Consider the following 10,386-nt stretch of genomic DNA (forward strand, 5'->3'; position numbering starts at 1 on the left):
TATAAGCATTCTGATAAGGACAGCCAGAAGATCGTAGCGAGATGCTCTCATGGTTGATGTTTTTAGCAACTGGTCTGGGCCCTTATTCTGGTCAGTCTGTGCATTTTAGACACAAGGCGCTAGAAAAAATCCCCTATGCGATGAACCGCTATCTTCGTGAGGCTGAGCGTCATTACGAAGTGCTCGACACCCATTTGGAAGGCCGTGAGTATTTGGTTGGAGACGAGTATTCAATCGCTGATATCTCCGCATGGGGTTGGATAGACAAGGCAACGGTGGTATTGGGCGACGCAGGGTTAGATAATTATCCTAATCTAAAACGTTGGTTTGCCACTATTGATGCCCGTCCTGCGGTGCAAAAAGCGCGTAAAATTCCTAAAGGCATCGACTTTAAAACTGAGTTGGATGAGGTTGCTGCACGCGCGCTTTACCCGCAGAATTTTGATAATAACAGCAAAGAGGCGTAAAACGCTTTATAATAAAAAAGTGATTAAAAACAGCAACAGCGTACAATGCTTTGCTGCTACAAACCTTAGTCATTAACAGGTCAGTGGTGAATGCTATGCATGAGAATGCTAAAAAACTGTCATCTTCAGCTCGATTGTTGCGGTCAACAAGCCATATCTTATGGATTTAATCCTGACGCCAATAAACCTTTATCACCACCTCTGCGCGGCTAAGATCAAGCCGCTCTCTAAGCATGGGCCGTAGTGCCTTGACAGTGCTTGCCTCTAATGCACCCCAGACTTTATCAATTTTTATAGGTTGATCTATCAAATAATTACCTATCGTATTATCGATTAAGGACGCTAAATGCTGCCCTGAACATTGCTGATCGGTGACGATGGGAAGTACAGTAAAGTTGTCTTTAACGGTATTCTTAATAGTGCGCTCACTATTGCTGTCAATACGATTATTTATGCTACCAATATCAATACCACTACGTATTTTTACGGTATCAAAATAACGTTGATCCGCCGCGTTTTGTGTGACACTAACAACTAACGGCGGTGTTGGGTTTTCCCATAGCTCGAGTAATCTCGCGACAGTTGGCATAGACGTTTCATCAGCGATCAGTAACGCTTGACCGTCACGCAAATGCTCAATTTTTTCAGGAAACTCCCTTTTGGTCACTACGGTATCACCTGCTTGTAGTGAGTTTGCCCAATTACCGCCCGGTGTATTGCCATGCAAGAAAACATCGACCCACGCTTGTATGCCAGCAGGGGTTTGCCATGCTTTTCTTAAGGTGTAATAACAATGAGATCGAGCAAGGCGCGAGGTATTTTTACTGTCATCAATATTGTCAGCTGTCGTGTCTTTAATCAATGCATTGTGCTCTAAATCAAATAAATACGCGTAACCTGCCTCGTTGATGGGTACTGAGGTCGGGTTTGATGTGCCGTTAGTATTATTCAACGTAGGCATGTTCAGTTCAAGGCGGAGCATATTTTTGCTGACTCTATAACTGTCTTGCACATCAAATACTTGCTTGGTCAGTTTAATCGTTTTTTTACCCAGCTTTTTATCCGCTTTTTGTTTGAGTGCAATATATTGAATTTGTAGCTCATCAGGATGCGTAATGGCTGCAGGAAAGGCAATAAAAAAAGTCTGCCTCTGTTCAGGGTGATTTTGAGCATTGGTAGATGGAGATTCTGTATTTTTTGTCTGTACTTGTAACTCAAGGCCTTCAGCGTAAACGGTGGTTAATTTCACCTCTATATTATCCAATTCAGCCGTGGATATAGGAGTAAATGCGTTTAAAAACCCTAACAGCTCATCAAGGCTTTCTTCATTGATATAGGTGATGATGTCGTTTAGTTCAGGAGTGTTTAAGGAAGTATATGGTTTGTCTTGACCATAGGTATTATGTGCAGAAGATAGGAAGATATTAGCCATATTGATACTCATAAGCAGATGATAAGTGAGGAGATAAAACGTCTAGTTGGTTAATGATAATTGTTTTTATTATCGTTTACGAGTAAAATCCTCTTTTATTGTCGCTTTTGTTTCAAAACTATAAGCATCATCGACGCCAATTTTTACTTTTTATCAATTTTGATTTTTATCAATAATGAGTGCCTATATGCTACGTGCAAACCAACTGACCATCAGTCGACAAGGGAATACTTTACTAGATAACGTGAGCTGCGAGATTGATATCAAGCAGTTGGTGGCGCTAGTTGGACACAATGGTTCAGGAAAGTCGACTCTGATTAAGGCATTGGCAGGGGAGATGGCGAGTAGTAGCGGTAGTATTACCTTAGATGATACTCGCATCAATGATTACGGCAGTAAGGAGCTGGCACGTCATATGGCTTATCTGCCACAGCAACTACCTGACGCCGCTGGATTTACCGTGCGTGAGCTTGTGATGCTCGGACGCTATCCGCATCAAAAGTGGCTACAAAAGCCAACCCAAATGGATAGAGATAAAGTTGATCAAGCGCTAAAGGTGACCCAAACCGAAGCCTTTGCTGATCGCATTACATCGACGCTATCAGGCGGTGAGCGTGCCCGTGCTTGGCTTGCGATGTGCTTGGCGCAAGATACCAAGTACCTACTGCTTGATGAGCCGCTCGCTGCATTAGATATGCATTATCAGATTGAGGTCATTCAGCTTATCCGCCGCTTGGTAGATGAGCAGGGCTTGAGTGTGGTGATTATTATTCATGATATCAATCTGGCGGCGCAGTATGCCGATCGAATCATTGCGCTAAAAAACGGCCGAGTTTGCCACAATGGCACTATCAAAAGCACGATGCAATCTGAGGTATTATACGATATTTTTAATGTGGATATGCAGCTGCTCAGTCATCCCATTACTGGGCAGCCTGTTGCAGTTGCTTGACATCAGATCGCTTCTCTTTCACCCAAACTCGCCTAAAAAGATATGCTCCTATGTTTTCTATTTTTTATCAATACGAATCATTCAAGCGCTCGATACTCATGCCAGCGTCAGTGACGCCAATAACAGTACGCAAGTGGCAGACGCTTTTAGCTTTTATAATATTAGTCTGTCTAACGTTGACCGCTTGTAGTCACTCAGCATCTGATAAAGATATTACTCACTTTGATACATCACCTCCCAAAGATATTACCGAAACAGCAAACAGCCATAGTGACCGTATTAATAGTGATCGTATTGATAGTGACCGTATCAATATCGTCTCCCCTGATTGGGGCAATGCTGCAACGCTGACGGCGATGGGGCATGCACCGATTGCCACTGGTGATATCAGAGTGTGGGACAGATGGGTGGGGCGCCCCCATCTCCCAGCAGCAACCACCGATATTGGGATTCGTTATCAGCCCAATGCTGAGCTGGTTGCACAGCTTCCTGTTGATATGGTCATAGATAATGCTTTTTATGAGCATGCCCGTAGCTTATACGGTGATGTGCCTGCGCAGTCGGTGATGTTTGCGGCAAAAGGGAAAACGGCAACGTGGGCTGACTATACCGAACCGACGCGCGCGCTTGGTGCATTGATTGACAATCCCAAGATGGCTGAAGACTATATTGTACAAAGTCAAAAAGACATACAGCTTGCCAGTCAGCAGTTTCAGCAGCGCTATCCAATAATCAAAAAGTTCGCGGTCGTCCAGTTTGCGGATGCCAATAACATGCGTATGTATGTGGCAAATAGCTTATTTCAGCCTGCGTTAGAGCAGATGGGCAAAGAGCTTGTGGTCTTAGGGGAGGGCAATCAGTGGGGGTTTGTACCGATACGAATGGGTGATTTGGCGCAGTTAGATGATGAGACTTGCCTGCTGATCATTGACCCACTCAGTCCCATCACCAGAGCTGAGATTAAGGACAGTTTGGTATGGCAGCGTTTGGGCTATGGTGAGCGCCGCTGTATGGCGGAGTTGCCGCCAGTCTGGATATATGGCGGGATGTCGTCATTGGTCAGTCTGGCCAATAATTTATCCACGGTTTCGTTAACAGGTGGCGCGATATAATGACTATTCATACCAATCATACGAGCAGTGCCAGCAACACCCATAGCGTTAATAGCCTAGGCTCCACGTCCTCCTCGCATACGGCAACTGTGATGACATCATCGCCCAAGCCGCCACCACATCCATCTCAGCCTCCGTCGTCTGTCGTGAGCAGCACAGTATGGCGATTGTGGGTGACTTTCATAGGATTGGTGGTTTTGTCCGTCTGCAGTGGCTGGGCACTATTAGAGCGAGAATGGACACGCCCACTCAGTGAGCTATTTTTACCAAGTTTGCAGCTTGATATTGCCAGTATGGCGACTCAGCTTCATTTGGTTGCGACCAGCGTGGTGGCGCTGTTGGCAGGTGGATTATTGGGCGTAGTCAGTATTTTGTTACAACAGTTGGTCAAAAATCCATTGGCATCAGACACCACTTTGGGAGTCGGAATTGGTGCCCAGTTGGCTATGTTGATTGTGACGCTATTTTTGCCGAGTTTAGCCAGTTATGGTGGCCTCTACGTGGCCTTTGTCGGTGCCATCATGAGTATGGGCTTGGTGTTTGCCTTGTCCGCGCCTAGTCGCTTCAATCCGCTGATTCTGATACTGGCAGGTCTGGTCGTCAATATCTTGCTTGCCGCTGTTGCCAATGTATTGGTGTTATTTTTTGCTGAAAGAAGCAACGGTATGTTGTCATGGGCCGCTGGGTTTTTGGCACAAAGCAGCTGGGATAGCAGTCGAGCATTGATGATCACAGCGACCTTGGCGGCGATAGCCTGCCTGCCTTTATTGAAGCCGCTGACCCTGATGAGCTTAGATGACTCACAAGCCAAACGTTTGGGCGTGCCTATCAATGGTATTCGCGCCTTAGTGGTCGTGATTGTGGCGGTGGTGACCGCACTAGTCATCAGTGAGGTTGGGCTGATTGGTTTTATAGGGCTTGGTGCCGCAAGCTTGGTCAATGCGCTAGGTATCTCGTCCATTGGTAAGCGCTTGGTCACGGCATTTGGGCTGGGTGCATTGTTATTGCTATTGACCAGTAACGTTGCCTTATTGCTTGAGCCGATACTGGGGATGCAAATTCCCGCTGGTGCCATGACGGGAATCTTAGGAGCGCCACTGATTATTTGGCTGATTTTGCGCCAGCGCCGCGATCGGATAGAAACCATCACCCCTATGATGAGCGGTCAAAACAAGACCATTGTGTTTTGGCGATGGAGCGTTGGAGTTATCATCACGATAATGTTGGCTTGTCTTTTTGTACAGGATATCAATGGTTGGGGAATTAGTACTGATTGGGCGCTGACACAGCAGTATCGTCTGCCTCGTAGCTTGAGCGCGGCGGCAACAGGGATGATGCTCGCGGTCGCAGGCGTATTATTACAGACGCTAACGCGTAACCCTATGGCGAGTCCTGAGGTTTTAGGGGTCAGCTCAGGCGCGGCGCTGGGGGTGATTTTAGGATTTTTATTATTACCCAGTTTGGGACTCTCTGCTGGAGCAGGTACGTTACTGATTTCAGGACTGTCAGGTGCGATGGCGGTGCTGCTGTTGGTCATTTGGCTGGCACGTAGAGTCAGCTCAGGCTATTTGCTGTTAGTCGGTATTGGTATCGCTGCCATGATGGATGGGGTCATGCACATGGTCAAGCTCTCAGGTGACCCTCGTCTCGAAGCGATGCTCAGTTGGCTATCAGGCACTACCTATAGTGCGCAGCCTAGTACAGTATGGTATCTGATGGGCATTGCGCTTATCTTATTGATACTTAGCTTATTGATTGTCAAACCCTTACGTGTTCTTGGTCTAGGGACGGGTGTCGCACGTAATTTGGGTGTGGCAGTGACCCCCGTGACATTATCACTACTGGCGCTCGTTGCTGCCATTAGTACCGCGAGCACGCTTGCTGTGGGTCCTTTGAGTTTTATTGGCTTGATGGTGCCGCATCTAGCCACCTCACTTGGAGCGGTAAAGCTCGAGCGGCAGTTGCCATTAGCGGCATTGTTAGGGGCGGGGATCATGGTGATAGCTGACTGGATTGGACGATATGTGATGTTTCCTTATGAGCTACCTGCTGGTACGGTGGCTGCTATCATTGGCGGTGGCTATTTCTTATGGCTTATTCGTAAAGTGCCAACCATCGCTAATGGTTAGTTTGTCTTTTTATGAAACGATGAACCAACAATCAAGCGCTTATGAATGACGCTCATAAAAATAGCAGGGATCAGCGCTTGAGCGATGAGCAAGTACGGCGGGTACTAGTGACCTTATTGCTCGGTGGTACGGTCATCAGCTTTAGTAACAGCGCGCTCAACCCAGCCATTCCTGTATTTATGTCAGTGTTTGACGTCGATATCGTGCTTGGCGGCTGGGTACTAAATGCTTATGTGTTGGCCATGAGTGTGGGGCTCATGCTGAGCGGTTACTTAAACAAAAGGTTTGCTTCTAAGCCAGTCTATTTGGCGGCAGTACTTGGGTTTATGCTCGGTTCGGTCATGGGTATGATGGCGTTTAATATGAGCTTTGTCATCATGGCGAGAGCCGTACAAGGGCTGAGTGGTGGGCTGATTATTCCGCTCTTAATTGGTATGCTGTATCAGATTTACCCAAAGCAGCAGCACGGTAGGATAATGGCGCTATGGGGCATCGTTATTATGATGTCCTTGGCATTTGGTCCTTTGATTGGTGCTTATTTGGTTGATCAGTTTGCATGGTGGACACTGTTTGCCGTTACATTACCCCTTATTGTGATCGTTATGGCGATGGTGTGGCGATTGATACCTGAACCTGATAGAGGCACGCATGACACCGCAAGCCCTTTTGATACGGTAGGGTTTGTCAGTTTGATCATCTGGCTACTGGCGATGATGATTTGGCTGAGCACCCTCAAAATAGATTTTACTCACGGTATCTCAAGGCGCGATGATTTGTTAAAAATAGTGGCATTAGGCGCATTGTCTATTTTATTTTTGCTGTCAGCCGTGGCTTGGTGGGCGTATGAGCGTCGTCAGAGCCATCCGTTGCTAAATGTTGGTTTGTTCGACAATAAAACTTATTTGCACAGTAATGTCATTAGTATCACCCAAACAGTAGGCTTGATGCTGTGTCTTTTATTATTGCCGATATTGATTCAGGAGGTGATGGGTGAAAGCGCTTTATGGACAGGCGTCGTTCTGATGGTTGCGACGCTCGTCGCCAGTATCACCACGCATTATGCTGGCAAGCGGGTAGACAAACGCGGTGCCCGAGGGATTGGTATGGCGGGTATCACGATTAGTGCGCTGTCTACTTTGATGCTCGCATGGTGCTTGTACCAGCCCACACTTTGGCTACTCATATTGACGATGAGTGTGCGCGGTGTCGGCGTGGGTTTGGCGTATCTGCCAACCACCACAGTGGGTTTTAGTAGCTTACCTAAAGACTCGGTCACTGAGGGAGCTGCACTCAATAATATCAGTCGCCGTATCATCTCTACCATCGTTATCACGTTGACAACCCTTTATATCCATAGTCGAAGCGCGCAGCTACTAGCCGCAGGTAGTGATGTTGGCATAGCAAGCGCTATCCAAGAAATACTGGTGATAATCGCGTTGATGCTATTGTTCACACTTCCTTCTGCCTGCAAATTACCCCGCGCGCCATAACGATCAACTTCATAGTTGGGCAGCATGTAGATTACCGGTGTCAATGACGATCTGCTTGAAGGCTTATCCCTTTTATCTATTTATTTGAACAAACTTTGAGACAAGCCGCTTATGTCACTGTCTAACCATTTCGCCAAATTTACCAAAGAAACGGACGGTAATTGCAGTAAGTCAGTCAACATGGTCACTCGCTACTTATAAAAACCTATTTGTAAATACTTATAGAAATAATAATCATTATCATTTAGAATGTCATTCACAAAGTTAGTACATACAGTATCATTTGCTAAATATAACGCATATCACTGCATACCTATCCAACTAAGTGAAACAACCTAAGTGAAGTAATTATGAAAAGCCGTCATCACGTTGCTCTATCTCTTCTTACCCTTTGTATCAGCCAGCAGTTATACGCCCAAACCAATGCCAATTCAGTACAAAGCGCATCAGGTGTGCAGGCCACCGCTGCAGCGACCTCGAATGCATCATCAAGCGATGTACCTAGTGTGACTTTAGATGCTATTACAGTTAGTGCCAATGCCAAAACAGGCACAGCGCTGGCACAGAAAATCAGCGAAATGCCTGCTGTCACGCAAGTGATTTATGAGGCGGACATTCAGGCGCAGGCGACAGGCAGTCGCACGGTTGGGGACATCTTAGCCCAGCTCGTGCCCAGCCTTGGCGTGAGCAGCGGCTCGGTTAGTAACTACGGCACGACCATGCACGGGCGTCCTGTACAGTATTTGCTAAATGGCGTGCCATTATCTGGCTCGCGCAGTCTGTCACGCGAGCTAAACAGCATCGACCCTGAGCAAATTGGGCGCGTCGAAGTGCTCTCAGGTGCGACCAGCATCTATGGCGCGGGGGCAGCAGGCGGTCTGATTAATATCGTGACCAAATCGACGGCAGGCTATGGCTTTACAGGGCGACACGCCTTGGCATCAACAGTAGTCGCGAGTTTAAATCCGACTCGCTTGGCTATCACGTAGGGCATAGCTTTGGTTATGGTGGCGAGCGCGTGTATGGTAATGTCGATATAGATTATGAAGCCACAGGTGGCAAGTTCGACAGTCATGGCGACCGCATCAGCCCTGACGCCAACCAAACCGACAACCAAGACACCGATACTGTCAGCGTCAACGCCAACCTTGGCTTCGATATCAGTGACACCAAGACCATGAATCTTGCGGCGACCTATTATGACAGCGAGCAAGATACCGATTATGGCGTCGATTATGGTGATAACTTGTCTGTACTGCTAAAAGGAACCACACCGTCACTACGTGCTATCGATGGCGCCGATATCGAAAACCAGCCCTACAATACCAAAAGCTCGGTCAACCTAAACTACAATGACAGTGACTTTTTGGGTTCTAACCTAAGTCTGACAGGCTATTACCGTGACGAAAAAGCACGCTTTTATCCGTCAGGAAAGCTTTTTAACAAACAAGCCCAAGAGGTATGGGTAAATAATGGCTTGACGGATGAAACAACCTTAGGAAAATTATTGGCTGCATCGGCTGTGGTTACTCAGTCTGAAGCCGATATTGAGGTGATGGGACTGCGCGCCGCTATGCAGACTGAAACCGATGTCATGGGTAAAAACACCTTGTTCAGCTATGGCGCGGACTTTGAACGTGAAGAGAGTGAGCAGACCTATTATGGCCAAGACCTGACTACCTTCCTTGCAAGTAATGGCTTGACTTCAACAAGTAATGGTCTGAGCTATAACGGCGGACCAAAAACCACCATCGATAAATGGGGCGCGTTCGTCAATGCCGATGTGGATATGACCGACAAATGGCATACCAGCGCTGGCGTGCGCTATCAAAACATCAAATCGGATACCGACCGTTTTGTACCCATTTATGAACAGCTATTGGCGGATTATTTTGCGACCAATGGCATCAGTGATATTGCCGACGCTTACGGTATTGATTACGAAGCAGGCGCGGTTGAGGCGGGTAGCAGTAAGCATGACAAAGTGCTGTTTAACCTTGGCAGCAGCTATCAGTTGACCGATGACGACCAAGTCTTTGCTAACTTCTCGCAAGGCTTTACCACGGCTGACGTGCAGCGCGCCTTACGTGACGTGCGTGCTGGATTTGTGGTCAACTCAGACAATATTCAGCCGATTTCTATCAATAACTATGAGCTGGGCTGGACAGGTAAGCGCGGTGATACAAGCGCAAAGGTTAGCGGTTTTTATAACGACTCAGACAAAACCGTGCGCTTTACCAACGACTATACCGTCGAAGTCGTCGATACGGACGAACGTATTTACGGCGCTGAAGCCTCGCTCACGCATGATTTGAACAAAGACTGGCAGTTTGGCGGCAGCCTTGCCTATACCCGCGGGCAATACAAAAAAGACGGCGACTGGCTGGAGCTGGATGCAGTACGCCTGACGCCACTCAAAGGCACGGCATACGCGCAGTATAACTTTAGCGAAGGCAGTAACATTCGCTTGCAAGCGCTGGCAGTCGGCGGTAGCGACAAGGCTTATAAAGACCAACAGAACGACCCAGACGCGAGTGCGCAGCCATTGACAGGCTATGCGACCTTTGATGTGCTTGGGCAAGTCAAATTACCTGTCGGACGTATGGGCTACGGCGTGTATAACATCTTAAACAAAGACTATCAGACCGTGTATCATCAAACGACCTTTGGCGATTTAAACCGTTTGCCTGCGACAGGCACGACGTATGGTTTGAGCTATACCGTGGATTACTAAAAAGCGTCACACATTAAAAAACCCTTCATGCTATGAAAATTTATGAACTGACCCCCATAAGTTGGACACA

8 protein-coding genes are annotated in these 10,386 nt (G+C 47.3%); 7 read left to right on the forward strand and 1 reads right to left on the reverse strand.

Translation table 11 applies throughout. The annotated features are described in order from the left end of the window. Positions 1–41: 41 nt before the first annotated feature. Entirely contained in the window at positions 42–467 is a 426-nt protein-coding gene (locus tag AS194_RS11970; RefSeq protein ID WP_264753455.1) for a glutathione binding-like protein, read from the forward strand. 166 nt (positions 468–633) lie between these two features. Here the strand turns inward: AS194_RS11970 and AS194_RS11975 are convergent, their stop codons facing one another. Continuing rightward, positions 634–1,899 carry a siderophore-interacting protein gene (locus AS194_RS11975; RefSeq protein WP_058025720.1) on the reverse strand — a complete coding sequence of 422 codons (1,266 nt, stop codon included), beginning with the start codon at positions 1,897–1,899 and terminating at the stop codon, positions 634–636. Between the two features lie 187 nt (positions 1,900–2,086). Between AS194_RS11975 and AS194_RS11980 the strand changes: the two genes are divergently transcribed. The 6 genes from AS194_RS11980 (at position 2,087) to AS194_RS12000 (ending at position 10,316) form a co-directional block, all read left to right on the forward strand. Beyond that, on the forward strand, positions 2,087–2,851 hold the full coding sequence (locus AS194_RS11980) for an ABC transporter ATP-binding protein (protein WP_058025721.1): 765 nt from the start codon (positions 2,087–2,089) through the stop codon (positions 2,849–2,851). Between the two features lie 50 nt (positions 2,852–2,901). Further along, complete coding sequence (locus tag AS194_RS11985) at positions 2,902–3,963, forward strand: ABC transporter substrate-binding protein (RefSeq protein WP_227511650.1); 1,062 nt, start codon at positions 2,902–2,904, stop codon at positions 3,961–3,963. Continuing rightward, positions 3,963–6,092, forward strand: a complete 2,130-nt coding sequence (gene fhuB / locus AS194_RS11990) for a Fe(3+)-hydroxamate ABC transporter permease FhuB (protein ID WP_083499691.1) — start codon at positions 3,963–3,965, stop codon at positions 6,090–6,092. The genes AS194_RS11985 and fhuB overlap by 1 nt, the downstream gene beginning before the upstream one ends. 41 nt (positions 6,093–6,133) lie before the next feature. Beyond that, positions 6,134–7,582 (forward strand): MFS transporter, encoded by a 1,449-nt coding sequence (locus AS194_RS11995; RefSeq protein ID WP_058025722.1) that lies wholly within the window; start codon positions 6,134–6,136, stop codon positions 7,580–7,582. A gap of 350 nt (positions 7,583–7,932) precedes the next feature. Then, on the forward strand, positions 7,933–8,571 hold the full coding sequence (locus AS194_RS13975; protein WP_227511651.1) for a TonB-dependent receptor plug domain-containing protein: 639 nt from the start codon (positions 7,933–7,935) through the stop codon (positions 8,569–8,571). 29 nt (positions 8,572–8,600) lie between these two features. After that, entirely contained in the window at positions 8,601–10,316 is a 1,716-nt protein-coding gene (locus AS194_RS12000; protein ID WP_227511652.1) for a TonB-dependent receptor, read from the forward strand. The last annotated feature ends 70 nt before the right edge of the window (positions 10,317–10,386 follow it).

Source organism: Psychrobacter piscatorii, from assembly GCF_001444505.1.
GTDB lineage: Bacteria > Pseudomonadota > Gammaproteobacteria > Pseudomonadales > Moraxellaceae > Psychrobacter > Psychrobacter piscatorii_B.